The organism is Gleimia hominis (genome assembly GCF_032085515.1).
GTDB lineage: Bacteria > Actinomycetota > Actinomycetes > Actinomycetales > Actinomycetaceae > Gleimia > Gleimia hominis.
The window spans coordinates 16825-42099 of record NZ_JASXSX010000004.1 but is presented as its reverse complement, the minus strand read 5'-3'; the positions used below and the strand labels follow the sequence as shown (position 1 = coordinate 42099).

At 58.4% G+C, this 25275-nt stretch carries 21 protein-coding genes and 1 tRNA gene; 11 read left to right on the top strand and 11 right to left on the bottom strand.

The genetic code is table 11. From position 1 onward, the window contains the following. Nucleotides 1-238: 238 nt before the first annotated feature. The 9 genes from QS713_RS08035 to QS713_RS07995 all read right to left on the bottom strand — a co-directional run bounded on the left by QS713_RS08035 (nt 239) and on the right by QS713_RS07995 (nt 8692). Entirely contained in the window at nt 239-856 is a 618-nt protein-coding gene (locus QS713_RS08035) for a nucleoside/nucleotide kinase family protein (RefSeq protein WP_199171092.1), read from the bottom strand. A 22-nt stretch (nt 857-878) separates the two neighbouring features. After that, nucleotides 879-1445, bottom strand: a complete 567-nt coding sequence (locus QS713_RS08030; RefSeq protein ID WP_313274282.1) for a TlpA family protein disulfide reductase — start codon at nt 1443-1445, stop codon at nt 879-881. Nucleotides 1446-1454: 9 nt separating this feature from the next. After that, on the bottom strand, nt 1455-2357 hold the full coding sequence (gene ccsB, locus QS713_RS08025) for a c-type cytochrome biogenesis protein CcsB (protein ID WP_313274281.1): 903 nt from the start codon (nt 2355-2357) through the stop codon (nt 1455-1457). Continuing rightward, on the bottom strand, nt 2354-3760 hold the full coding sequence (locus tag QS713_RS08020; protein WP_313274279.1) for a cytochrome c biogenesis ResB family protein: 1407 nt from the start codon (nt 3758-3760) through the stop codon (nt 2354-2356). The genes ccsB and QS713_RS08020 overlap by 4 nt, the downstream gene beginning before the upstream one ends. Nucleotides 3761-3985: 225 nt before the next feature. After that, the gene (locus QS713_RS08015) at nt 3986-4681 is read right to left on the bottom strand and encodes a cytochrome c biogenesis CcdA family protein (RefSeq protein ID WP_313274277.1); all 696 of its coding nucleotides are present in this window, start codon (nt 4679-4681) and stop codon (nt 3986-3988) included. Then, nucleotides 4678-5736: a tetratricopeptide repeat protein gene (locus tag QS713_RS08010; RefSeq protein ID WP_313274275.1), complete on the bottom strand. Its 1059-nt coding sequence runs from the start codon at nt 5734-5736 to the stop codon at nt 4678-4680. The genes QS713_RS08015 and QS713_RS08010 overlap by 4 nt, the downstream gene beginning before the upstream one ends. Next, nucleotides 5726-7180, bottom strand: coding sequence for an ammonia-forming cytochrome c nitrite reductase subunit c552 (locus QS713_RS08005; protein WP_313274273.1), 1455 nt, complete (start codon nt 7178-7180; stop codon nt 5726-5728). Before QS713_RS08005 ends, QS713_RS08010 begins: the two co-directional genes overlap by 11 nt. Nucleotides 7181-7188: 8 nt before the next feature. After that, nucleotides 7189-7671 (bottom strand): cytochrome c nitrite reductase small subunit, encoded by a 483-nt coding sequence (gene nrfH, locus QS713_RS08000; RefSeq protein WP_102216650.1) that lies wholly within the window; start codon nt 7669-7671, stop codon nt 7189-7191. Between the two features lie 220 nt (nt 7672-7891). Next, nucleotides 7892-8692 (bottom strand): hypothetical protein, encoded by an 801-nt coding sequence (locus QS713_RS07995; RefSeq protein ID WP_313274270.1) that lies wholly within the window; start codon nt 8690-8692, stop codon nt 7892-7894. Nucleotides 8693-8791: 99 nt separating this feature from the next. On the opposite strand from QS713_RS07995, the gene QS713_RS07990 reads away from it, so the two are divergent. After that, nucleotides 8792-13267, top strand: coding sequence for a prevent-host-death family protein (locus QS713_RS07990; protein WP_313274268.1), 4476 nt, complete (start codon nt 8792-8794; stop codon nt 13265-13267). Beyond that, the gene (locus QS713_RS07985; RefSeq protein ID WP_313274266.1) at nt 13260-13460 is read left to right on the top strand and encodes a hypothetical protein; all 201 of its coding nucleotides are present in this window, start codon (nt 13260-13262) and stop codon (nt 13458-13460) included. Before QS713_RS07990 ends, QS713_RS07985 begins: the two co-directional genes overlap by 8 nt. Here the strand turns inward: QS713_RS07985 and mscL are convergent. Beyond that, nucleotides 13457-14002 carry a large conductance mechanosensitive channel protein MscL gene (gene mscL, locus QS713_RS07980; protein WP_313274265.1) on the bottom strand — a complete coding sequence of 182 codons (546 nt, stop codon included), beginning with the start codon at nt 14000-14002 and terminating at the stop codon, nt 13457-13459. The two genes, QS713_RS07985 and mscL, sit on opposite strands and share 4 nt — an antisense overlap. Before the next feature lie 94 nt (nt 14003-14096). Next, complete coding sequence (locus QS713_RS07975) at nt 14097-14699, bottom strand: 5-formyltetrahydrofolate cyclo-ligase (RefSeq protein WP_313274263.1); 603 nt, start codon at nt 14697-14699, stop codon at nt 14097-14099. 213 nt (nt 14700-14912) lie between these two features. Here QS713_RS07975 and QS713_RS07970 point away from each other — a divergent pair, with 213 nt between their 5' ends. The 9 genes from QS713_RS07970 to QS713_RS07930 all read left to right on the top strand — a co-directional run bounded on the left by QS713_RS07970 (nt 14913) and on the right by QS713_RS07930 (nt 25275). Further along, complete coding sequence (locus QS713_RS07970; RefSeq protein WP_102216645.1) at nt 14913-16124, top strand: molybdopterin molybdotransferase MoeA; 1212 nt, start codon at nt 14913-14915, stop codon at nt 16122-16124. Nucleotides 16125-16138: 14 nt separating this feature from the next. After that, the gene (locus QS713_RS07965) at nt 16139-16825 is read left to right on the top strand and encodes a GNAT family N-acetyltransferase (protein ID WP_313274259.1); all 687 of its coding nucleotides are present in this window, start codon (nt 16139-16141) and stop codon (nt 16823-16825) included. Between the two features lie 55 nt (nt 16826-16880). Continuing rightward, nucleotides 16881-17948 carry a hypothetical protein gene (locus QS713_RS07960; RefSeq protein ID WP_313274257.1) on the top strand — a complete coding sequence of 356 codons (1068 nt, stop codon included), beginning with the start codon at nt 16881-16883 and terminating at the stop codon, nt 17946-17948. Between the two features lie 98 nt (nt 17949-18046). Next, nucleotides 18047-18119: transfer RNA gene (locus QS713_RS07955), tRNA-Ala, on the top strand. 972 nt (nt 18120-19091) lie between these two features. Then, on the top strand, nt 19092-20711 hold the full coding sequence (locus QS713_RS07950; RefSeq protein ID WP_313274388.1) for an HtaA domain-containing protein: 1620 nt from the start codon (nt 19092-19094) through the stop codon (nt 20709-20711). A 165-nt stretch (nt 20712-20876) separates the two neighbouring features. Then, on the top strand, nt 20877-21965 hold the full coding sequence (locus QS713_RS07945) for a heme/hemin ABC transporter substrate-binding protein (RefSeq protein WP_313274255.1): 1089 nt from the start codon (nt 20877-20879) through the stop codon (nt 21963-21965). Between the two features lie 5 nt (nt 21966-21970). Further along, entirely contained in the window at nt 21971-23011 is a 1041-nt protein-coding gene (locus tag QS713_RS07940) for a FecCD family ABC transporter permease (protein ID WP_313274252.1), read from the top strand. A gap of 2 nt (nt 23012-23013) precedes the next feature. Next, a complete protein-coding gene (locus QS713_RS07935) occupies nt 23014-23892 on the top strand; it encodes a heme ABC transporter ATP-binding protein (protein WP_313274249.1) in 879 nt (292 codons plus the stop codon). A gap of 21 nt (nt 23893-23913) precedes the next feature. Continuing rightward, a complete protein-coding gene (locus QS713_RS07930) occupies nt 23914-25275 on the top strand; it encodes a peptidase U32 family protein (protein ID WP_313274247.1) in 1362 nt (453 codons plus the stop codon).

Below are 25275 nucleotides of genomic sequence, written 5' to 3'. Positions count from 1 at the left end.
GGAAAGGAAGAAAGTCCTAGGTTTAGTGATTTAAGCTACCGTTTCTCAGCTTATTTTGCGCAATACTTTCCGCAAATCGGCTCGCAATAGCCGGAACCGGACCAATGCCGCGAGCCAAGGCCGGAGTCATCAGCCGAAAGCGACACCGGCTGAAGCCAGCCAGAACCGGGTCGGGTGAAACTGGCAGCTGCGAAAACCGGCCAGAACCAGGCAAATCGCCCCAGGAACCGCGGGCGTTCTAGCGGCCGCGGACAATCAGGTCTGCGCGCCCAATTGTTTCGCGCACACGCGCGGCGTTCACCTGATCTACGTGTTCTACCCAGTCGTGGGCTGCGGCACTGGTTTTCCCCGAAGCGATGTGGCGCGCGAGTAGACGTTCGCGGCGGACGTCGTCGTCGAGTTGCAGGTACCAGATTTCGTCGAAGATATCGCGCAGTTCCGCCCACGGGTCCGTGTCGAGCAGCAGGTAGTTCCCTTCGGATAGGACCACGCGGTGCTCGGGGGTAATCGCGGTGCCGGCGGCGATGGCGGCGCTTGCCGCGCGGTCGTAAACCGGGGCGTAGACCGGGAACTGGGTTTCATGCCGCAGGCGCCGCAGTAGCGCCGCGTACCCGTGGGCGTCAAATGTTTCAGGTGCTCCCTTGCGCGCCCGCAGCCCCAGCTGTTCTAAAACATTGTTGGAAAGGTGGAACCCATCCATCGGAACCCACCCCACCGCGGGCCCCAGCAGGGACTCAGCGAGCGTTGTTTTCCCCACGCCCGGTTCCCCCGTAATACCCACGAGCACGCGTTCCGACGTCGCTGCCTCCAGGGTCCGCAGCCGCCCGTGGAGGTCCTCAATGTTCAAAATCTGCATGTGTATTCCTACCCTGTTGCCGCTAGTTTTCGAGCGCGTCCTCAATCTCTTTTTCGCTGATCCCACCCAGGTGCTGCATCTGCACGGACCCGTCTTTTCCGATGAGCACGTGGCTGGGAACAGACACTATGCCAAAAGACGCAGTGATCTTTCCATCCGGGTCGGGAATCTGCCGGTACGTCAGCCCTAACCGCTGCGCGTACGGCGCCACGATTGACTGGTCTTCGTTCAAATAGATCGCAAGCATTTCCACGTCGTTGCGTTCCGCCAGGCGCTGCACCTCCGGGATTTCCGCGCGGCAAGACGAACACCAGGTGGCGTTAAATACGATCCACGTGCGTTTGCCCGCCAGAGATTTCGAGTCGAACGTTTGCCCATCCAAGTCTTTCGCAGTGAACTGCGGTAGGTGCGTAACTTGTGTTTCTTCTTGCGCCTGAGGCGTCACTTGCGTGTCCTTATTGCGGCCGGTTTGCGTAAAAATCACCGCTGCCACAACCGCGACAATAATGATCGCGAGGACACCGAAGTTCACGGCCGTGGTCGGTTTCCCACTTTTAGGGGTGGGATTCTCCGCAGGGTTGTGTGCCATGTGCCCTCCTCACGCGTATGAATGTAGGGAATCGAAGAAGTGGTTCCCGAAGTATGTAAACAATACTGCCACGAAACCCAAAATTAGGAGCACTGCCGAACGCGTGCCTTTCCATTTGAGAGTGACGCGGGCATGTAGGTACGCGCCGTAAATGAGCCAGGTGACGAACGAAGCGGTTTCTTTCGGATCCCACCCCCAGTAGCGGCCCCACGCGACGTTCGCCCAAATGGACCCCAGGATGATCATGATTGTCAACAGGGGGAACGTGAAGGCTGCGGCGCGGTAACCGACTTCGTCAAGCACTTCGGGGCGGGGAAGGCGTTTGAACGGTAGGTAGGGAAGCGCCAAATAGACTACGGCTGCACCAAACGACACGCATGCCGCCCCGTAGGCCACTACCGCGAACCCCACGTGGAAAGTTAGCAGCAGGTTGTTTTTCAACGCGGGTACTAGCGGGCGGATTTCCGTGTCCAGCTGCGTGGCGTAAATCAGCATGAGGGCTACTACGGGAAGGACGAACAGGGCGATCGTGCGGACCTTGTAGCGCCACATGAAGAACAGGAGGGCCAGCAGGATACCCCAGCCGAACGCGACGGAGAACTCATGCTGGTTCGCGAACGGGCCGTGCCCAGTGTGGATCATCCGCAGCACTAGGTACGCGGTGAGGAGCACGAATGCGACCGCGGTGAACGCGACGGCGTAGAAGTAGTACTTGCGTTCTTTCGCACTGCCGGGGGCTTCGTTGCTGACGTATTCGGCGGGGCCGTCTCCCACGCTCACGGTGGCACGGGAAGTTTGCGCGGCGGTTTGCTGCTGGCGGGTAGTAACCACCAGGATTTGCGCCCCCAGGGCGAGGACCGTGAAGATAATGGCCACTACCAGCGCGTATTGTGCGATGAGCATTGAAATCATTGGTTTTCAGCCTTTCTTGCGGCAGCTTGGTCAATGTCGTGGACGAGTTGGCGGAACTGGCGTTCGTAAACCGTGTCCAAAGTGTCAACGGATGCGAGGTGGATGACTGCTCCGTCGGAGCGGGCACTCACGCGGCCCCACAGGCGGCGGTGGCGCATCCCGAATGTCATGAGCATCCCAATAATGAGGAGTGCGGACCCCACCCACATCCACGTGGTCCCCGGGTCTTCGCGCACCAGGATTCCCGTGTACGTCTGTTCGCGGTCAAACGTCACGTCGTACCCTTCTAGTTTCGCGGTTTTCCCCTGGGTGATTACTTCGTGTGCGAGCGGTTCGCCGGTGGATAGCCGGTACAGTTCCACCAGAGCAGTGCCGGGCGCGATTTCCGGTGAGGGCCGGCCCGACGCCGCGGTCACGGGAATGATCTGCAGGTCCTCTTTTTCGAGGTCGACCCGGCCAATCGCCTTTGTCTGCTCGTCGTCAGAGTATTTGAGGGGAATGGCGCCAGCAAAGACCTCATGCCCATCTTTTTTCACGTTAACTACCGCGGCGATACCGAAAGAAGACTGGTGGAAACGCACGCCGTCCACCACGAGGGGGGAGTTAACCCGCACGTCCTGCTGGCCCCGCACCCGGTCGCCTTCGGACACCACCAGGTGGCTGACGTAGTCGAGGGGGTGCCCGTCCTTGTCGTAACTGTCTTTGAAGGAGGTGGCGGTGAGGGTGAGCCCAGTGTTCCCACCCACCGGCTTGGGGGTGTTGACGGGGGCTTCGATGGTTTCCTCAAAACCCGTGTTCCCCGAAACGGCGAACGCGAGGAGGATGATTACGAAACTGGCGTGCGCAATCGCGGTGCCGAACGGGCCGAAGCGGTTCTTGTCCGCGTACACGCTATGCTCCTTTGCGGGCAGCACCCGGAAGTGGCATTTACGCATGGCCGAACGCATAATTTCTTCCGCGGTCGCCGGGTCTACACTGACGGGAATCTGCGCGCGGTACTGCGCGTGTTCAAAAAACCGGTCCGACACTTTTGTGCGCGGACGCATGGATTTACGCCAGATCACGGGCATGCGGTGGAGCGTGCAGGCGACGATTGACAGGCCCAGCAGGAACGTGACCGCAAGGAATAAGGGGGAGGTCCACAGGTTGTAAAACCCCAAAAAGTCGAACAGTTTCGACCAGATCCCGTACTTCTGATCTGCCGTCTGTAGCCACTGCGCGTATCCCTCTGGGTCGTGCCGCTTCGACATCGGGGCTTGCATCAACATGGTGCCCACCAGCGCCAATGCCGCCATCGCGAGGATCACGACGATCCCAAGGACCTTGGAATAAAGCATGCGGTACACGCTCTTGAACACGTTGCGCACGCTCACGGTTGGTTCGGTGCGTGAAGGTTGCTCCACAGCTTCTTCCCTTCCTTCTCTTACGGTTATTTGTCTTCCGGTTTCTGTTTTACGTTTTCTGTTTTACGTTTTCTGTCTTGCGTTTTTGTCTTGCACGTGGCTCGTATTTTCGGGGGATCCTGTTTTGCTGCCCCCGCCGGTTAGCCCGAGTGCCTCGTCGGTAGGATCTGGCTGGTTTCCTTGCGGGTTCGGTTTGCTTGCGTGTTGGTTTGGTTCAGTTTGCACCTACCCCAGGGTTGGAATGAATGCGGATAGTTTAGTGAAAAAGTCGAGGATAATGAGGATTCCGGTGACGATCAGTAATACCGCTGAGGTTAGTTGGATTCCCCGTTGGTGCCGGCGCATGAACGCGAGTTGATCACTCATCCACCCCACACCGGTGGCGACGAGGATGAAGGGGATTCCAAGGCCCAGGCAGAAAACCACCATCAAAAGCGTGCCCTTCCACATGGACTCGCTTGAGGATGCGAGCATGATGATCGACCCCAGCACCGGGGAGATGCACGGCGTCCACCCCGCGCCGAACGCGAGCCCCAAGAGGGTGGAGCGGCGCAGTGTGGGAGCTTCGTCGGGGTTGAGGTTAACGGTGGCGCGGCGGGTTTGTGACAGCGCAGGAATGCGGATAAAACCGCCGATTATGGTGCCCATAATGACGACGAGGATGCCGGCGAGGATCCGGATCAGGTCTTTGTACTGGGCGATTAAACTGCCGGCTGCTCCCACAACGAGCCAAAACCCAATAAACACTGCGGAGAACGCGAGTGTGAACACCACCGCCTGCTTCAGGGCCGTGCGGGTTCGCTGCTGCTCAGTGCCCGCCACGTAGGCTGCAAAAACAGGTACGACTGGAAGGAAGCACGGGGATGCGAACGCCAGTAATCCGGCGAGCAGGGCGATGGGGAGGGTGACGGGAGAGGTCATTGGTCTTTCGTTTCTGCTGGGGCAGATGGTTCCTTTTCTTGTTTCTTCTGTGCTTCTTGCTGCGCTTTTTCAAGCATAGGCAAGTGGTTTTGAATCGTCTTTGCCTTATCAGACTTGGGGTCTAGTTCAACTACTTTTTGCCACACTTCGCGGGCCCGATCGAGCTGCTGCGGAGTGGAAGACATGTAGAGGAACCCGAGGTTGTACAGCACGGTCGTGTTCTTCGGGTCCAGCTGCAAGGCGCGTTCTAAGTTGTCTTGTGCGGATGACACATCTTTCGCATCCAGGTAGCTGATGCCTAACTGGTTCAAGATCTCGACGTTGTCTGGGTCAGCGGCTTTCTTGCGTTCCAACTCCTGGATGTTTTCAAACAACTGCGCGGAATCTTGTTCCATTTGGCTCGTCATGTTCCCGTGGGCAGCTTCGAACGACTGCTTCCCATGCGTGGTGCCCAGCCAGTAAACTCCCCCCACGACCGCAACAATCAGTAGGGTTCCCACCGCTAAACGCGCACCTTTCGACAGGGGAGACCGCTTTGGCATCCGCCTTGCGGGCCGCGAATGAGGCGTAGAAATCTGCGGCTGCGCATCTTCCTCGTCCTCACCCAATTCCGCGAGCGCCGCCTCCTGATCCGCGTTAGTGCCCGTAACGACGTACGCGGCCTCTTGCCGGTGCGAACCATCCTTGTGGTTCGGGTCCGCTTTGTGGTCCTTTGGGTCCTGAGGCTGTGGCAGCGTTTGCGCTGCATCCTCGTCTTTGCCTGCGCTCGCCCCGGTCGCCTGCGCCGGTTCGGACTCTTCCGCCGGCCGGGTTACGGTTGCGTTTGCCTGCGCCGGTTCGGTCTGTTGCCCCGGTTCGGTTGCGGCCTGCAGCGTTTGCAGTGCGGGGTCGGTTCCGGATTTGATGGCGTCGAGGTGCGCGTCCACCCAAGGCTGTAAATGCTCGGGGGCGGTGTTTAAAAAGTCGACGAGTTCGTGCGCGTAGTTCGGATGGCCGGAGCCGGGGTTGTGGTTACCTTCCCCGGCTCCGCGCTGTGCATAGTGCTTAGTGCCCACGCTGTTTGATTTCTTTCGTGTTGTTGTTCGTAATGTCGGACGGGCCCAACTGGTCTGGTTTCGCACCGTCTAGCACCAGCATGCCCTTGCGGGATGCATCCAGGGAATCTTGAATGATCCGGTGGATGTAGGCGGGGGCGTGGAACCCGTAGGAGTTTTCTGAGTACACGTAGTCGAGGTAGAAGCTCGCTTTGTTCTGGTATTCGCGGGCCTGCTCAATCTGCTCCTGCGTAGCGGTGCCATCCTTGATGGCGGCCTCCAGCTTGTGAACAAACTGGGTGAGGGAGTCGAACGCCTGGTCGCGCGAGTGGATGAACCGGTCTTGAATGTTCACCACGCGGTTCTTCATCTCTTCTTCCGTGGACTTATGGCAAGTCATGCACGAGGCATTGATGTTCAGCAGCGGGCTTTGCAACTGGTGGTTAGAAGTCTTCTTCGCCCCATTGCGTTCGTACGGCATGTGGCAGTCCGAACAGCTCACCCCGTTGTCCGCGTGGATTGAGTTGGACCAAATGTCGAACTCGGGGTGTTGGGCCTTGAGGATCTTCGCGCCCGTCCCAGCGTGAACGAAGTCAACGTGTGGGTTCTCCTTGTAGTACTGCCAAATGTCGTCAATGTTCAAACCGTTATTCCACGGGAAGGTGAGGGTCTTTTCTTCTTTCCCTTTAAAGTAGTACTCCACGTGGCACTGGCCGCACACGAACGAGCGCATCTCCTGGCGGGTCGCGTCCCGGTTCGGATCGTAGTCCTTAACGCCTTCACCAGCCTTGAGGGCCTTGATTCCGTTAATGAACGCCGGGCGGGTGACCCGCAGGTTCATGGTCTTAGGATCGTGGCAGTCCAAGCAGCTCACGGGGTGTTCAGCTAGTTTCGTCACTTCGTTGTAGGGCATCTTGTTCATTTTCGCGAAGCCCTTATTCACGTCCCCGTCACCAAGCTTGCGCATAATCGTTGGGGTAGAGGCGTGGCAGTTCAAGCACGCACCGGGCTGTTCAAACTCCGTGACGCGGCGAGTCAGACGCTGATCTTCCAGCATGTACTCGTGGCCGCGGGCGTGCCGGTAGTCAACTGCGAACGGGTAGCCATCCCACATCACTTTGAGCCGCGGATCTTCTTCGACCCGGGAGGATGACACGAACGTGCGGGGGTCCTTGTCAGTGGGTTTGTGTGCAACTTTTGTGGAACCACCGTACACGGTGGGCGTCATTTCTTTGGTTTTCAAAGTCTGTTCGTACTGGATGGGGAAGTTCTGGCCCCACACGGCGGGGTCCACGGTGTCTTCCGTTAACTCCACTACTTTAGTGAACTTGTCTGACCCTTCGTTCTTGCGCTCCAAAATATTGATGAGGAGCGCGGTGATGCTCATAGTTATGAGTGCGGTCACTACGATCGCCACGGATAATACAAGTATCCGTCTGCGCGGTAGCTTGTTGGTGTTGCTCATGGCATTCCTCATCTCTTATGGCCCACTTCGGCGTGGCAGTGGGTGCATTGGATTTGTTCTTTCCCGGCCGTCAGATGCATTTCGTCCGTTAGGTCTGCGTGGCAGTGCAGGCACGCGTCGTTAGTTATGCGCCGGCTAACTTCCCGCGCCTGAATGTGCTCGGGGTACCAGCCTGTGGTGAACTTCAGTGCGTGCCAGAACCCGTTTTCGGCTTTTACATAGTATTTGTGAACTAGATTGTCGTGAGGCGTGTGGCAATCACCGCACGTGGCGACGTTCGCGTGACTACCAGCAATCCACCCGTCGTATTCGTGATTCATAGCGTGACAGTTGTTGCACGCGTTGGGGTCGTTCGTTAAATACGAGTAGCCTTTGGCGTAAACAAACGTGAACAGACCAACGCCGATGAGGGAGCCGATCACAAATACAGCTAAAAATTGCACGATGAATGAAGGTGTTAGTAAACGCTTGAAGCGATTGGGCTCACCCATGAGTCCCGGACCTCCTCTTCATTGCGGCCGCCAGTGAAGGCGGGTGCGTAACCAGATACATGCAGGTAACGGGCCGTTGCCTGATACCTCAAGAGTACTTTATGACACAGTGTCAAGGGGTGACTTAAGGCCCCCGACAACCCGTTTTCACCAGCAAATACGGGTAAAACTACCCCGCCTGTAACGCTCGCGCGGCAGGCGGGGTAGTGCTTTAATTACGCTAATTATTTTTGCGTATTTGCGAATCCTCTCGGCTGAGGGTTTGGAACACGGTGGGGAACACCTCGCAGCGGGCCGGTGTGCCCGTGGTAACCAACTCAGCTTTCACGGCGCGGCTCTGTCCGGCTGCAATTACCCCCGGATGCGTGACGTCCCCACCTACGATCAGGTCCTTTTCGTTGTAACAGATTACGTTCGCCAGAGTTTTGGTGGCGTCCAATGCGCCCGCGTTCCGCACCTTGAACCTACCGGTGGTCTGAACCTCGTCGGTATCTTCGGTGTCTAGACGCGCACCAGTATCCATCGACGGTGCTGGCTTATCGTCGGGCTCAACCGTGAACTGCACGTCCGCGCTAGTGGCGTCAATGTCCTCCGGGAGTTTCATCAACACGGACATAATGACCGTCGCTTGATCCCAGAACCGCTGGGTCTGCACCGCCCGCGACAGCTCCTGCCCCTCGGCGTCGTAGAGTGCGAACCGCGCAGTCATCACGTCACCGGTATTGAACACCGGCTCGTCGATAACACTGAAAAGCCGCACCGAGCGGCCGTTCACTCCCGCGCCGAACTGTAGGCCCGGCGTGGCATCCACACTCATGTCCGCCTGCCCCACGTGCGCGGCCTTGGCCCGCAAAGTAGTGGCGTAATGCGACTGCGTTGCCGGCTGAGACGGCTCACTGGTGGGCGTATTTGAATCACTCGGAACGGGTTTAGGTGACGCCGCGTTCGAACACGCAGTAACCGCGACCGTAGACGATAATGCCAGCGCCAGTGCAGTAGAAAAAACCCGTCGTGAAAACATCCGCCCTCCCTGTCTGTCATATATTACCCGTTTGCACGCCCGTGGCGAACGTCGCCGCGCCTCACGCGAAACCCGGGCGCGTTTCGATAGTGTAACCATGTGGTATCTTTCTTTTCGTCGCGTTCAAAACCTGTTTCGAACCCCCCTCAGGAAGTCGAGGACAATCCGCCTGAGGGCGCGGCAAAGCACGCTGACATGCGCCATCACCTAGAGCAGTGGCGACGCAGCCTAGAACAGCAGTCACAGGTAAAAAGGAACAGCGCGAGCTACTTGAACCTCACGGGCGCACACCCGGGAGGGATGGCGCAACTATACAGTTTGCGCCCCACCCGCCTGTCCTCCCTCGTGCGAGAAAAAGAAGCGTACGAAAACGCAGTCAGAATCGTGCACGCGCAACGGGCGGACATCGCCCAATCAATGCGGATTCACGGCGGCGCGACCCTACACATGGGAATCGGATCCGTGCGGTGGAACGGGGCGGAAGATACCCAAACGAGCCCCCTGCTTCTCCACCCCGTGCTGCTGAGCGCAGACGAGGCGGGCGATCCGCTCTTAACGTTGCACGGGGAGATTGAAGTGGCGCCAGCAGTGCTGCGCGCAGTGCATGCGGTGGGCCGCAACATCGACACCGACCAGGTCCGGGCCCTAACGCTGCAAGAACACGGCTTCACTCCCACGCCAGCTCTGGCGCAGCTACGCAACCAACTCGGCGCGTGCCTCCCGGGATTTGAAATGCGCGAGGAACTTGTGGTTGGCATGTTCCTGTCCGCCACCTACGCGCTCGAACAAGAACTAGCAACTAAAGGGGAGCAAATCAGCGCTTCCCCGCTGGTGCAGGCACTGGCGGGTGACGCGCACGCGCGGGCGCAGATCCCCAGCACCCTGCCTGAACCGAACCCGAACGACCGTGACCCCTGGCACGAACTCGGGGTGGGTGACCAGCTGCCAGAAACCTTAGACCAAGTTGAAGCTGCTGCCGCGGGCGTGAACCTCATGCTAGAAACCGCGTCCACAACCGGGGCGAGCCCAGTCGTTGCCTCGATGCTTGCCGCGGGTGCTAAGGCAGGTAAACGCGTGATGTACGTAAGTGGCGACCAACCTCGTTCCACCGCGCTGATGCACGAACTAGACCAAGCGGGGCTCGACCACGCGTACGCGCGCCTAGCCGCCACCTCGGAAGCGGACGAACACATGACCTCTGTGCTGGGGAAAATCATGTCGGGCAACGTGGCGCTCGCGGATGCGAACGCGATCGAATCCACCCGTGAGCAGCTTAAACAGGTGCGGGACCGGCTTTCGTCACACACCTACCACCTGCATAAACCATTTCCACAATGGGGAATCAGTGCCTACGACGCCCTGCAGGTGCTGACCGACCTTACGGGCGCCCGCCCCGGGCCACGCACAAAAGTTCGGTTCAACGCCCAGGTGCTAACTAAACTCGCTCAAGGGGGCGCGGAAACCGCTAAAGAAGCGTTGATTGACGCCACGCGCCAACGCATCTTCACCAACGGTGATTCGGACCCGTGGTTTGGGATCATCATCTCTTCGCCAGAACAGGTGGGGCCCGTAGTCGATAGCGTGGCGTACCTGTCGCGCGAACTCCTCCCGGACCTGCGGGTCAACATGTCCGCAGCCGCGGGGCAAACCGGTCTGCTGCCCGCCACCACGGTTGCGCAGTGGGAAGAGCAACTGGACATGCTAGACGGGGTCCGCGATTGCCTCGACGTGTTCCAACCCGCGATCTTCGAATCCTCAGTTGCAGACATGGTGATCGCAACGGCCTCAAGAAACTGGCGGCGCGAAAACGGGGTAGAGATGAAACGCTCACTGCGTAAACGCCTCACAAAACAAGCCAAAGACTTGCTGCGCCCCGGCCGCTACGTCGAAGACCTGCACGAAGAACTACGCAAAGTGCAAAAACAGCGTGACGTGTGGCGCCGATACTGCGAAGCTGGGGGATGGCCAAAACTGCCCACGGGTCTGACCCAAATGAATGAACACGCGCAAACGGTGCGGGGGCAACTGGAGAAACTCAGCCCTTACCTCGGCAGCGCGTACGGTGACTTAACGCAGATGGACATTAACGAACTCTCCCTGCTGCTCGACAGCCTGAACCGCGACCGCGCGGGCGCGAGTGCGCTGCCGGAGCGGATCCGCACCCTCAAGACCTTGCACAACTTGGGGTTGGACGCGCTCGTGAAAGACCTGAGGGCCCGCAAAGCCCCGGACTCGATGGTGGAAAAAGAACTGGATTTGGCGTGGTGGGCGTCTGCGCTCGGGGTGATGCTCGCCGCGGAATCTTCGCTCGGCGGTTTCGACCCGTCTAAACTCACGCAGTGGATTGAGCAGTTCCGAGCATTGGATGAAGCGCAGGTGAAGTCGCTCGCGGTAGAGACATCGGATGCCATTCAAAAGCAGCGGGGCCGGGCGATGGCGCGCTGGTCGAACCAGGATGCGCGGTTGCGTGAGGCCTTGGCGGCGGGAACGCTGACTATGCCAGCGGTGGACCAGTTCCGCGAGCTAGAGCTGGTGCGTGACCTGTTCCCAATTTTGATTACCACACCGGTGCTGGTGCCGCTCGTCACTGATTTGGACGAGCCGTTGGACCTGGTGGTGATCGATGCGGTAGAGAAACTCCCGGTAGCGGAACTGGTGCCGATTGTGGCGCGGGCTAAACAGCTGGTGGTTGTGGTGGCTGGCGGGGCGCAGTCTGAATCCGTTGAGGCGCTGCAACCACTGTTGGCGCGCACGCAAGTGCATCCGCGTCCGCAACACGTGAACGAGCATGTGGCGAAACTACTGGGGGCCTACAGCGTGCCCAATGCGGGAGCTATGGTGCCGGTACCGCGCGCCGGGTCGGCCCTGTCGATCACGTTCGTGGACGGGCGGGGAATGCCCGCACCCGGCGCAACCGCCGTGGAGTCTTCGAAAGAGGAAGTGGATGCGGTGGTTGACCTGGTGGTGGAGCACGCATTAATGCACCCAGAGGAGTCTTTGGCCGTCGCCACACTTTCTAGTGTGCACGCCGACCGGGTGCGTGCAGCGGTTATGGACACCGTACAGACTTCCCCGGCGTTAGCGAACTTCTTTGACCAGTCGAATCCGGAACCATTTTGCGTGATCACCCCGGAAGACGCCACGGGAGTGCGGCGCGACCGCGTGATTTTGTCGGTTGGGTTCGCCAAAACCCCTCACGGGCGCGTACTGCACAATTTTGGGCAGATTTCTTCTTCTGAGGGCCTGGAGTTGCTCGCCCGCGTTCTGATGGCTGCGGGGGAGAAACTGCACATCGTGTCCGCGGTACATCCGGAGGACTTTGACCGCGACCGGTTCGGCAGTGACGGGCCGCGCATGCTGCTGGACCTGTTAAGCATGGCGCAGGGCAGTCAGGTGCAGAACACGGATTGGCCAACCACGCAGGCGGCGCCCGATCAGTTGCTGATTGATTTGGCTGACCGGTTGTACAACGTGGGGGTCACAGTGATCCCTAACCTTGGGGTGGAGGGGAGCTTCCGGATTCCACTTGCTCTTGGCCACCCGAAGTTACCCGGTGAGTTGCTGGTGGCGGTACTGACCGACGACGCGCATTATGTGAACGAGCCTTCGCTGCGCCGCCGCGACCGGTTCTGGCCCGCACTGCTTGAGGAGTACGGCTGGTCTGTGCGCACCGAGTTAGCGATGGTGGTGTTCATTGACCCTCAAAAAGAAGCGGACACGATTTTGAACATGGTGATGGACGCGCTGGAACGCCGCGTGGGCACTGATGCGGATGCGGCGGCGGACGCGCCGGGTTCGAACGCCGAGTCAGACGCGTATTCGCAGGTGCCGGAACCCATTGTGGTTGATGATGACGATGAGGAACTGGTGGAACCGGGCATGGAAACGGCTGCCATGCGGCGCGTGCGCATGAAGGCGGATGCGCAGATCCACGGTGGGGAACACGTGTGGGAAGCACCGAACCGGGGTCGGGAGCAAGAACTGAAAGTGGCGCGCGGATTACCGTTAGCGGCTTACAGTGACGATCAGTTAGATGACGTGGCCCGTTGGGTGCGTTCCGATGGTAAGCGGCGCACAACCGCGCAAATGGTGGAGGAACTCACCTCCGCAATTGGCCTTACGCGGCGGGGCGCGCCAATCACTGCGGTGCTCACGAACGTGGTTATGCGCACGAACCCCGGTGGTAATAAAGGTGATTTGGAACAGGGGCACGCGAGCGAACCAGTGGACAACGCGCAGTCAGTTGAATCTGAACTGAGCCCGCAGGTGCCAGCATCCGAGTCGACCCCCCAGGTGCCAGCATTCGAAGCGAATTCTCAGGTGCCAGCATCCGAGTCGACCTCGCCGGCGCCCGAAGACACGCGGGCTGAGGAAGCAGCCGAAACTTCGGAAGGTTCTTCTGAAGCGCAAACACCTGTGGAACCGCCGGAGGAACCCATGTTGGAGTTTGAGGCGCTTTCGGATTCAGAGTGGCTCAGCGCGCAGTCAGAAGACGCGTTGGATGAGGCCGTGGATAACGACGAGCTGCAGGGAACGGACCCGAGCGCAGATTCTGCAGGGGATTCAGATGACTAAAAGCGGTAAGAAACGCCGCCGCGCCGTGCAGCTATCTAAAGTAGATGAGCAGGCACTTGCGCAGGGGCGCGCCCCATCTTGGGAACAGATTCGGCCCACCCGCGTATCCCATGAGGTGCAGCGCGAGGCGAGGTTAACGCCGCGAGATAAGCAGATTCTCGCGGACGTCCCACCCCACTGGCAGGTGCACTAGTCGCGGGTGCGCGCGTCAACCACCGGTTCGGCGCTGTGTTTTCCTCGGGCCCGCGGGTGCGTCTGGTTTGCGTGGACCGCGTTTTCTTTCAGCAGGTCCCGGATTTCGGTTAGCAAAGCAATGTCCGCATCCGGGGTTTCTTCCGCAGCATCTTCTTGCGCATCTTTGCGGGCTTTCGCGTGCTCGTTCCACTTGTTCATAGGCAGCACAATGAACATGTAGAGGGCAAACGCGATTATCAGGAAGTTCACGAGCGCTGTCAAAATCGCGCCCGGCAGGACGACGGCGTCACCGATGTGGAACTCCAAGAAGTTATCGAAGTTCGGTTTACCAATTAATCCACCGATGAGAGGGTTAATGAACTTCTCCACCAATGCGTTCACAATCGCGGAGAACGCTGCGCCGATAACCACGCCGACCGCCAGGTCGATTGCGTTCCCACGGGAAATGAACTCTTTGAAACCTTTAAACAACTTAACCTCCAGCGCATCCATCATTCTCGGAACTAACATTCGTCCGTGTGCCAGTTTACCTGCCGCCATGAGCTCCCGCGGGGCTGCGCGGCTGGGCGGCCATGTGCCTGCGGGGCGGCGCGGCTGGGCGGCCATGTGCCTGCGGGGCTGTATCTAAACCCCGCTAGTTGTCTTTTACTGCACCCCACTCGAATGGGGTCACGAAGTGCGTGAGGGCAATATCATGAGCCTCCCGTGGAAGCGTGTGTGCGGGCAGGAGCGCGTAAGAGGGGACGCACCCAATTAAAGGTACCTCGGGGTTTTGACTGATCAGCCCTGGCAGGGCGCGGTCGTACCAGCCACCGCCTTGCCCCAAGCGGGTGCCGGTCCGGTCAACCGCCAGAGCGGGCAGCAACACGGCGTCCACTCGCGGGGCACCGCCCAGACCTTCGGCCGACGCGTTCGGCTTAACGTGCAACTCGGTACCCGCGTGTTCAAGTGAGGCACCAACGGGTTTAAAACCCACCGGAAGTTCCGCAATTTTCCGCCCTTCCGCCTGCCAAACCACGGGTTCGTAAAGGCTCACGTGTGCGGTGTGCCAGGCCTCAAGCGCACTAAAAAAAGTGGCTTCGTGCTTTAGGGGGCGAAAAATAACTAACTGGCGAAGACGCTCAGCGCAGTGATCCAGGCAGTCGAGCAGCATCTTCGACACGTCGCGCTGCTCGCCTAGGTGCGCTGCGTGCAGGCCCCGCATCTGGTTTCGCCACGCGCGCTTAGTGGGTTCCATGACCTCATTATCCCATGTGGATGAACTGCGAACCGGCGCGCACACAATGGTAAACTAACGTACTTGAAGCGTTAGTTTCACTGCGCGCAGCACTAAAGAATCCACGCTGCCCACAGGTGAAACCACAGCAACTAGATTTGCAGGGCAGCTACACGCGGTTACCCAGCAAAGTTGCACCATAGGTAGGGAACAGAAGAGGAACTGGAGCTATAGATGCGCACCGTTGCCGGGTTTTACCGCGATTGTCAAGAAGCGGTGGGGCCGCAACCACCTCTGGAAGTGCTTTTAGCGGACGCGATCGGATGCGTCCTCGCAGAAGACGTGCAAGCGCCCTTCGACCTCCCCGTAGCGGACCTGGCGGGGTGTGACGGTTACGCGGTGCGCACCGGGGACCTCGAAGGAGCAAGTGCAGACAACCCCATCGAACTGAACGTCACCGCGGAACTGCACGCAGGTGATGTGGACCCGATGGCGACCATTAAAAACGGGGCGGTGCGCATCGCCTCAGGCGCCCCGATTCCAACTGGAGCGAACGCGGTTGTGGCCTTGGAACACACGGACCTTGGGGAAGCGAAGGTACAGGTGACGCGCGAAGTAGTGGAAGCGGAGAATATCCGCCCCCGCGCGCAAGATGTGCGGGCCGGGGACGTGGTGATCAAACGGGGCACGCGCGTGTCATCGCGGCAAATCGCGCTGATCGCAGGGGTTGGGCGCAACCGGGTGCTGGTGCACCCCAGGCCGCGCGTAGTGATCATTTCTATTGGCGACGAAATCGTGGAACCCGGCCAGCCGGCGCGCCCCGGTTCTGTGTTTGACGCGAACGGACACGCGCTCGCCACAGCGGTTGCGGACGCGGGCGCGCAAACGTTCCGGGTGGCAGCGGTACCCGATGAGCGCGCTACGCTGCGGCAAACAATCGAAGACCAGTTGGTGCGTGCGGACCTGATTGTGACGACCGGGGGGATTTCGTACGGGTCCGGGGACACGGTCCGGGAGGTACTGGGGTTGCTCGGCACCGTCCGGTTCGATTCCGTGGCGGCGTGGCCCGGTCACGTACTCGGCGTGGGCAAGGTGGGGGATGGCACCCCGATTTTCTGCTTGCCGGGCGACCCGGTTTCGGCACAGGTGGGGTTTGAGGTGTATGTCCGCCCCGCGGTTCGGGCGATGCAGGGGTGGAGTCAGCTGAATCGCCCCACTGTGCACGCGCGGGTGGATAGTGGCTGGTATTCCCCTAAAGGGCGGCGCGAGTTTGTGCGGGTCCGCCTGTCGGGCGAACCCCGCGGCGGGTACAGGGCAACGGTGCAGGGCACGCCGACGGCCCTGCTGCTGTCGGCGTTGGCGAATTCTAATGCGCTCGCGGTTGTGCCGGAGGATGTGACTGATGTGCAGCCGGGCGACACGTTGGCGTGCATGATTTTGGATTGAGTATGCGCGGTTTATTGCACTGGTTTTCGCACGGGTCGGCACGCGTGTGGGGAGTGCCGTACAACCAGTGCCTGTTGGTGTTTGAGGACCCGGTGGGCCGCGGGTACGTTAAGGGCCCGGTGGGGGTGGGAACGATAGTTTTGCGTCCTGCGCTGGGTGATGATCATCGGCGGTTGGAGGATGTGCGTGCCCAAAACCGGCGTTTTTTGTCGCCGTGGGAGGCGAGTTTGCCACCAAAATCTACTGAGCAGTTGCCCACGCTTGCGCAGTATCAGGAGCGGTGTGATCGGGAGGTCCGTGAGGGCACTACGCTGCCGATGATGGTGGAGGTAGATGGGGAAGTTGCGGGTTTAGTAACGGCGTCCGACATGGTGCGGGGCGCGTTGTGCTCCACTTCGCTGGGGTATTGGTTGGCAGAGAAGTACGCGGGGCAGGGGATTGGCACGTTTGTTGTGGCCGCGTGTATTGATTTGCTGATTGGTGAGCTTGGGGTTCACCGGGTGGAGATTAATATTCGCCCCGAGAACGGACCTTCAATTGGTCTTGTGCGTCGTTTGGGTTTGCGGTATGAGGGGGTGCGTGAGCGCTACATGTGTATTGCTGGCCGGTGGCGTGATCATGCTTCTTTTGCGATTGATGAGCAGACCTTGCCTGAGGGTGGTTTGGTGGCGGCGCTGTATGGCTCGCGCCCGAGCGTCTAGAGGACACGCCGAGGGGGCACTAAAAAACGAATCACAAGCATGTAATTATAGGGGAGTGAGTTTTGTTGGGTGGCTGGTGGTGGTGTTTGCACTACTGCTGGGCGGTTACGCAATGCCTAACTTGATTCGTGCTCGTGAATACAAGGTGAATCTACCGGTTGAATCGCGTTTCTCTTCGGGGTTAACGGTGTTGGACTGGAATGTTCGCCGAATGCAAGTGTGCGGGGAGGTGCGCCGTGAGCAACCACGGTTGTTGGCGTCATCCCCGGGCGGCCAGTGGCCTCGGGCTGGTCGGGAGCGTGATGGTTTCGGGGTGCAGAGTAGGGAAGTCGGTGTTATGAGCAGGCTGAGTGATACGTCTCGTGAGGTTCCTGCCACGTCGCGGCAGTTGGCGCGGTTGCGGTCCGCGCGTGCGGCGCGGATTGCACGTGAGAACGCGGCTGGGCAGCGGCGTCTTTTCGCGGCGGGCTTTTCTTTGATGCTCCTGGTTGCGTTTGTGGTAGCTGCGGTGTTCGGATCGTTTTCACCCGCGTGGGTGGTTGTTCCAACCGTGGCGTTGATTGGCGTGGTTGTTGAGGGGCGTTTGGCATACCGACGGTCCGCATCTGCCGCTGCTGACGAGGATGCTGTGTTGGAGCGTTTGCGGTCTAACATTGAACGCGAGCAAGGTCGGTGGGAATCCTTGCGCACGCGGATTGACAAACATGCCTCTAAATCTTATGAGCGTTCTAGCGACGTGCCGGAAGCCGATGGTTCGTCAGCTGATTCGGATGCTGCGGGCGATTCGCAAACTCCTGTGGGCTCCAATGGTGATACTGATGGTGAGCATACGAATCTTGATGATTCCCCTGAGGAGGGTGCTGAATCTAAGGGGACGCTTCCCGGCGGGTGGATTCCCCGTCCGGTGCCGGCACCGCTGTACCAGAAGGCTCCGAAGGCGCCGCGTAGGCAGTGGGAGATTGATGTCGTGTCTGAGGGCGACCAGGTTGTAGCGAAGGTGCCTGCCCGGCCGGTTGCGGCAACACCGATGGGTACGGATGCGGTGTCGTCTGATGAGGCTGCGCAGAACGCTCCAGTTGCGTTTGACCTTGAAGAGGTTTTGCAGCAGCGTCGTGCCCAGTGATCTTGCGCCACGTCAGAAGCATTCTTGAGCGTGCGGGAGAACACACTGAGCGAATGTGCTTTTGACGTGGTGAGAGTGTAAGATTATTTATGCTCTAAGGGGCTATGGCGCAGTTGGTAGCGCGTCTCGTTCGCAATGAGAAGGTCGGGGGTTCGAATCCCCCTAGCTCCACAACCATATTTCTTAGGTGTGGGCGTTCAGAAGCAGACGATCCCACCGAACTAAATCCAGCTAACGTGAGATCAGTGTCGTAGTACCCTACTTACTGCTGCGTATAAATGATTATTCTTCTTAGTCACCTAAACGCCGCAACTCCGCACACCAGGTAATACAACAGGAATCTTCAGTTGGTTTGATTGCCTGCGTATCCTGCACTTTTTCTGTGCGAGAAGAAGAGCATTAATCGTGAGTGCAAGATCTTATTCACCCTGGTTTAAAGTTAAGTAGCTTGGTTGAGCGCCTGGATCCACTGGCGACCCGTATGCCACGCCCCAGCTTCGGTGCTGTCGACTTAGCACTCAGTCTGCACCGCCCACCCTCAGGAATAATCCGGTCTTTGGCAAGGCGGACCACAAGATCCTTGGCTTTTGGTCGAACCTTTCTCAGCGGGCTCAAAACCTCCCATTTTCATCAAATTAAAGAAGACAGGGGGCACACCAACTTAAAGAAAACGTGGAGGCACACCAACGGGAGCGGGTTGACATAGGTCGCAGCAGAATCGAGAAGCACTCTCTTGTCAACCTTCGATGCTAACTGGTAAGCCGCCATTAATTTCTTTGCAACCTTAACTCGTGCTAAATCAACACCACATCGTCGTTAATACCTCTAAGCGCGCGGCATGCGGTCAGAATATGTCAGGCACCACCGGATCTTTGCGGCCAATACATGTACGGTACGTCGGGGGTTACACAACAGCTATTCTTATGTTAAATTAGGCAAGGCTTACCTGAATATGTGGAATGGGTTTTATTCGTAGAATCCATGCATTTATTCAGGTAACTCGCTTATGTAGGCACGTCTTGAACGGACTTTCGTGCACTTAGGCATTTGAATAACTGAAAGGAAACAGTAAACGTGTCAACCAGACGGAGTTTAACGCGGAAAAGCTCTTCCATTATCGCGTTAGCAGCCCTTGTGACCAGCATGGGAGTGTTGCCCGCATATGCGGTGGACACAGCTGCATCTAATGGTGGAGCAGTTGTAGCGACAAGCAGTGCGCAAAACGAGCGTGCGGCCTCAGACAAAAAGATGGTAACGGGGGATCTTAACTGGGCTGTGCGCGACAGTTTTCTGGGCTACATTCAGGGCCCCATTGCCCACGGTAAAATTGAGGTTTCTGATGGCGCCTCCACAATCAAAGATGGTAACGGCAAAGTCCAAAGCTTTAACTTCAAAACTGAAACGGGTCAGCAACTAGATCCCAACAAACCAGGCGGAGAAATTAGATTCCACGGCACAGTCCAGATGACGGGGCACGGTGGGATCCTAGAAATGACCATCGCGAACCCCACCATTAAACTAACTGGCGGCGATAAAGCAGCTGGTGGCACGCAAAGCGGCGTGATTTCCGCCGAGGTTAAATCCCGCAAGTACGTAGATACGACCACCAAAGGGGAACTGGTCGATTACAAACGCGTAGACATCGCAAGCATCCCTCAAATTAACGTTGAAACTGAAGGCGACCAAATTACATTCAAAGCCAAAAGCGGAACGCTCCTAGAATCCGGGGTGGCAGCTTTCGGTGGGTTCTACGACGCAGGTAAAGACATGTCGGGAATCGAAGTAACCCTGCAGCAAAGCAAAGCAGCTGAAGAAAAGCCGGAACCCGAGAATCCGGGTGCAAACGATCCCGAGAATGACGATCCAGAGGAATCAAAACCAACTGAGGAACCAGGGGCAAACAACAACTCCGAAGAGAAACCCGGAAACAATACCACTGAGAAGCCTGGAAACAATACTACTGAGAAGCCTAAGCAGCACAAGCCGGCTCCTGCCACGCCGAATAAGAAACCGGCAAAACAAAACAAGTCCAAAGCATCTACAAAGAAAGAATGCAAGGTTGATGGGAATCGCGTGCGGGTCACGGCCGGATCAATGAGCTGGCCGCTCCGTTCCTCGTTCACGTCTTACATCCGCGGATCAATCGCTAAAGGTGGTTGGGACCTAAGCAATGGGGCCACCTGGTCGGGTTCCGCATTCGGATTCCAAACGGGCGGCGGCCTGTACGACAAAGCCAAAAAGCAAGGTACGCTCCACTTCAAAGGTACCGTTCATTTTACGGGCCACAAAGGTATCTTGAACACCAAGATTTCTAACCCATCGGTACAGATTAACGGCAACAGCGGCGCTATCTACCTCAACATCAGTTCAGCGGGAATTGATGGCAAAGTTGTGAACTACGGGCGGATCCACTTCGCGAACGTAGCGCTGTCGAACGTTACCGCTAGTGGGAATCAGCTGAGCGTGTCGGCTTCCTCAGTGAATCTGACGGCCAAGGGAGCAGCTGGATTCGCTGGGTTCTACGAAGTGGGAGAGAAGATGGATAACTTCTCACTGAGCGTATCGACCACCCCCGCTTCGGCGTGTGACCCAAATACTGGGGAGCTCATTCAATACGACGCGTATGGCAACAAGGTGGCTGATGGCCAGCAGGCAGGTGGATTGGCTTCAACCGGTGCGGACAACATCAGCCTCGTGTACGCGAGTGTCCTCCTAGCGGTAGTAGGCGCCGGTGCACTAGTGCTACGCCACCGCCGCGCCTAACCAGATCGCCTAGACGAACCTGCTCACCAAAACTGCAGGTGACGGCTAGGTACCACAAGAACCGGAACGCCAGCCAGATTCCGCACTAACCACCGACCACTTGGAACTGGCTGGCGACACCGAAGGGGGCGGAGGGAAACCTCCGCCCCGCAGATTGGACACCTCATGCTAAAAACGAAGAGTCAGATTCGCACCATCAGCCTGATCGCCGCCGTGCTCGCATTCGCACTCCTCATCCTCACCGCGTGCGGGAGCGCGGAAACTAAGCCAGAAAAAACCGCCCCCACGCAGTCGGCAAGCGCCTCTCAAAAAACACCGGACCTCCCGGACCCTCGTGCCATCAAAGGCCTCACGACCGTACCGGAACTGAAAGACCCCGAGGTCATAGATGGCAAATACGAACAAAAACTACCGGCGACAATCACGGACTTCGAAGGTAAAGAAGTGACTGTCAACGACACTAGCCGCATCCTCGCGCTAGATCTTTACGGCACCCTGTCGCGCACAGTCATCGCCCTCGGGTACGGCAAGAACATCGTTGGGAAAACCGTTAGTTCCACCGAAGAACAACTTAAAGACTTGCCTACGGTAACCGAAAACGGACACCAACTAAACGTCGAAGCAATCCTCGCGCTCAAACCCACTCTCATTCTCGTGGACCACTCCATAGGTCCGCCCGAAGCGATCGAACAGTTGCGTGCCACAAACGGGGTATCCGTGGTGCTCATGGACGGTGAACGCAGTTTTGAAAAAACCGGTGAACTCACCAAACACGTGGCGCAAGCACTTGGCGTAGATGAAGCCGGTGACGCCCTCGCTAAACGCACGGACGAGGAGATCAAAGCGGCAGAAGAGAAAATCAAAACCTGGGCACCAGAAAAGCCCCTAGGGGGCGCGTTCCTGTACGTGCGGGGCAAACAAGGTATCTTCTTCATACTCGGATCCATGTCCTCCAGCCTTCTCAAGTCCCTTGGGGTGCGGGATCTAGCTGGGGAAAACGATATCCGCGACCTGGTGCCAGCCAACGCGGAATCGCTCGCTAAACTCAACCCAGAAGTGATCTTCGCGATGACTGGCGGCATCGAATCAGCCGGAGGGATGGACAGCTTCATGGCCCGCCCCGGCGTTGCCCAAACGACTGCGGGTAAAAACCAGCGCGTTGTTGCCATCCCAGATGGCATCGCCCTTTCGTACGGACCCCAATCTGGGGAAGTGCTGCTGAACATCGCGAAAGCAATCTACGGGGTCAAATAAGCCGCATGGACCAAGTTGCGCGCCGAACTAGACGACGCTTAATCACCTTCATCGTGCTGGTCGCTGCCCTGCTGGTAACCACGTTGCTGAACGTGGCGATAGGGCAGTATCCAGTGCCAATTAAAGAAGTGCTCCATGCCATCACGAACGCGTTCGGAATCACCCAAGTTCCCCTGGACCCGGTGGTGGAATCCACTCTGTGGAGCATCCGGTTCCCCCGCGTTGCTCTAGGAGTAATCGTCGGAGCGGCACTCGCGGTAGCAGGCACCGTGATGCAAGCGCTGTTCTCAAACCCCCTGGCTGAACCGGGTGTGGTGGGCGTGTCCTCCGGTGCGTCAGTGGGGGCCGCCGTGGCGATCGTATTTGCCCCCACCGCGGTGGGCGGGTATTCAGTTCCGATCGCCGCGTTCCTCACCGGCCTACTGGCCTCCTTCTTCGTCTACACGCTTTCCCGCGGTAGTGGGGGCACGCGCGTGATCACCCTGGTCCTAACGGGTATCGCCGTCACCGCCGTGTGCGGTGCCCTAACCGCGATCGCCACTTTCATCGCTCCCACTACTACGCGCGACCAAATCGTGTTCTGGCAAATGGGGTCCCTCAACGGGGCGTCGTGGACTCAGGTGGGAACCGTAGCAGTTGCCGGTACCATTGGGATTATTTGGGCCGTGTTTTTAGCGCACCCACTGGACTCACTCGCGCTCGGAGAAGCAGCTGCCGGCCACGTGGGCACCAACGTGAGGTCCTTGCGTCTGCAAGCAATTATCGTTACCGCATTGCTCACCGCAGCGGCAGTTGCATACGTGGGGGTAGTTAGTTTCGTTGGGCTCGTTGTGCCGCACGTACTGCGGTTAGTGCTGGGGCCAATAAACCGCGTGCTCCTGCCCGCATCGATCCTCGGTGGGGCGCTCCTCATTTCCCTGTCCGACCTGGCGGCCCGCAACCTCATCTCATTCGCGGACCTTCCCATCGGGGTTTTCACCGCCCTCGTAGGTGGCCCCACGTTCTTCATCCTCCTGCGCACGAACCTCAAGGTGAAAGGCCTGTAGCAATGAAAACGGTTGGCAACGTGGGAAGGCCTGTAGAAGTGGAAACGGTTGGCAACGTGGGAAGTCCGGTAGAAATGGAAATGGTTGGTAACAAAAAAATCGTGGAAGCGAACAACGTGTCGTTTTCGTACGGATCTAACCAAGTATTAGATAGCGTGGATTTTTATGCGCATGAGGGTGAACTCATCGGGTTGCTCGGCCCCAACGGGACGGGAAAAACGACGCTGCTGAAAACCCTGTGCGGGGACTTGCCGCTGCAACGTGGGCGGGTGCTGCTACGGGGCCGGGAAGTGAGTGACTATGCTCCGAAAGAACTGGCGCGCACCCGGGCTGTGATGCCGCAAACCAGCGCGTTCCCATTCGCGTTTCTAGTGCAGGACATCGTGCAGATGGGGTGCACGCCGTGGGGTGTAACCAAAGAAGAGGTGCGGGTGGTAGTGCAAGACGCGCTTAGAACGGCGGGCGTGGAACACCTCAAAGACCGGGAAGTGACGCAACTGTCGGGTGGGGAAACCGCACGCGTCACGTTCGCCCGCGTGCTCGCGCAGCGAGCCAACCTGATCTTTTTGGACGAACCCACCGCTGCGCTGGACGTGGCGCATCAGGAGCGGCTAATGGCGAACTGCTGCGAACTAGTAGAAGAAGGGCGCACAGTGATCGCGGTGATGCACGACATCCAGCTCGCCGCAGCATACTGCACCAAAATAGCCCTCATGAAGGACGGGCGGATTGCCGCATTCGGGGAGCCAAAAGACGTTCTTACCGCGCGCGCACTAGAAGAAGCATACGGTTGGCCGATCCGCGTGGAGCAACTACCGGGCGGTGAACTCGTGTTCTTACCAAAAAAGCAGCGGCTACCAAAAAAAGGAGCGTCCACGTAGCGGTTCGCTACACTATGGTTCGTGACTGAAAGATTCCCCGGTATCCACCGCCGTACCCGCCCAGAAGTGCTGGCCCCGGCCGGTAATTTAGCGACTTTAAAAACCGCGTTCGACTTCGGAGCGGACGCCGTTTACTTCGGTGGCCAGCAGTTCGGCATGCGCAGTGCCCCTAAGAATTTCACGCTGGAGGACGTGGCTGAAGCCGTGCAATACGCTCACGCGCGGGGTGGGCGCGTATTCGTAACCTGCAATATTCTGCCCAGTTCCGCAGAAGTCGCGTCCATGAATGAGTACATGGGGCAGCTGGGAGACATCGGGGTGGATGCGTTAATAGTAACGGACATTGGGGTGCTCATGGCGGCCCGGGAAGTCGCTCCGAACACGCAGATTCACATCTCCACCCAGGCGGGAGTCACTAACTACCAGGCGGCGAACGCTCTGGCGCAACTAGGTGCCAGCCGCGTGGTTCTGGCGCGGGAACTGAGCTTGGACGCGATCCGGGAACTGCGGGCAAACACCCCACCGGATTTAGAAGTGGAAGCATTCGTGCACGGCTCCATGTGCATGGCGTTTTCTGGCCGCTGCTTGATCTCCCAGCACACCACGGGGCGGGACGCCAACCACGGGGACTGCGCCCAGTCTTGCCGATACAAGTACCACGTGGTGGAAGAACGCAAACCCGGGGAGTTCATTCCCGTGGAGATCACGGACCAGGGGACGTTCCTGTTTAACTCCAATGACATGAACACCATTAAGCACGTGGATGACATTTTGGATGCTGGGGTCACGTCCCTCAAGATTGAAGGCCGTGCGAAAAGCGCCTACTACGTTGCAGCAATGACGAACGCATACAAAACCGCAGTGAACGAATACATGCGGCAACGCGGTTTTGAAACCGACAGTGGGGAGCAACTGCAACCATTTCACGACCAAGTGCACAAACCACAAACGGGAGCGCGCCCAGTGACCCCGGTTAAGTTCTCCCCATGGCTCGCCCAGGAACCCAACAAAGTGACGCACCGGACCTATTCGACGGGGTTTTACTATCCGGACAACCCGGCGAGTGAAAACGTGAAACGCGGAGGTTACATTAATACGTGGTTGCTCGCGGGAATCGTCACCAAGTTTGACGCGCAGGCCCAACGCCTTTACCTGCATGCCAAGAACAAACTAGTTCCGGGTAAAGAGATTGAAATCCTTTTCCCGGGCACAGCTCCGGTGGTTATGCGCGTGCCGTCCTCAGGCCTGCAAGATGCCGAGGGGAACGCAGTGAGTGAAATCAACCATCCCGCCCACGTATTCTCTCTGCCCTACAGCGGTGAGCATTCCATTCCGGAGGGGGCGATGGTGCGGGTGCGGGCTAACCTCTACCACGGAGGGTGA

What these genes read in the sequence shown, in the direction of transcription:
- QS713_RS08035 (WP_199171092.1), bottom strand. Translation starts at nt 856, where the DNA reads ATGCAGATTTTGAACATTGAGGACCTCCACGGGCGGCTGCGGACCCTG.
- QS713_RS08030 (WP_313274282.1), bottom strand. Translation starts at nt 1,445, where the DNA reads ATGGCACACAACCCTGCGGAGAATCCCACCCCTAAAAGTGGGAAACCG.
- ccsB (WP_313274281.1), bottom strand. Translation starts at nt 2,357, where the DNA reads ATGATTTCAATGCTCATCGCACAATACGCGCTGGTAGTGGCCATTATC.
- QS713_RS08015 (WP_313274277.1), bottom strand. Translation starts at nt 4,681, where the DNA reads ATGACCTCTCCCGTCACCCTCCCCATCGCCCTGCTCGCCGGATTACTG.
- QS713_RS08005 (WP_313274273.1), bottom strand. Translation starts at nt 7,180, where the DNA reads ATGAGCAACACCAACAAGCTACCGCGCAGACGGATACTTGTATTATCC.
- nrfH (WP_102216650.1), bottom strand. Translation starts at nt 7,671, where the DNA reads ATGGGTGAGCCCAATCGCTTCAAGCGTTTACTAACACCTTCATTCATC.
- QS713_RS07995 (WP_313274270.1), bottom strand. Translation starts at nt 8,692, where the DNA reads ATGTTTTCACGACGGGTTTTTTCTACTGCACTGGCGCTGGCATTATCG.
- QS713_RS07985 (WP_313274266.1), top strand. Translation starts at nt 13,260, where the DNA reads ATGACTAAAAGCGGTAAGAAACGCCGCCGCGCCGTGCAGCTATCTAAA.
- mscL (WP_313274265.1), bottom strand. Translation starts at nt 14,002, where the DNA reads ATGGCGGCAGGTAAACTGGCACACGGACGAATGTTAGTTCCGAGAATG.
- QS713_RS07975 (WP_313274263.1), bottom strand. Translation starts at nt 14,699, where the DNA reads ATGGAACCCACTAAGCGCGCGTGGCGAAACCAGATGCGGGGCCTGCAC.
- QS713_RS07970 (WP_102216645.1), top strand. Translation starts at nt 14,913, where the DNA reads ATGCGCACCGTTGCCGGGTTTTACCGCGATTGTCAAGAAGCGGTGGGG.
- QS713_RS07950 (WP_313274388.1), top strand. Translation starts at nt 19,092, where the DNA reads ATGGGAGTGTTGCCCGCATATGCGGTGGACACAGCTGCATCTAATGGT.
- QS713_RS07945 (WP_313274255.1), top strand. Translation starts at nt 20,877, where the DNA reads ATGCTAAAAACGAAGAGTCAGATTCGCACCATCAGCCTGATCGCCGCC.
- QS713_RS07940 (WP_313274252.1), top strand. Translation starts at nt 21,971, where the DNA reads ATGGACCAAGTTGCGCGCCGAACTAGACGACGCTTAATCACCTTCATC.
- QS713_RS07935 (WP_313274249.1), top strand. Translation starts at nt 23,014, where the DNA reads ATGAAAACGGTTGGCAACGTGGGAAGGCCTGTAGAAGTGGAAACGGTT.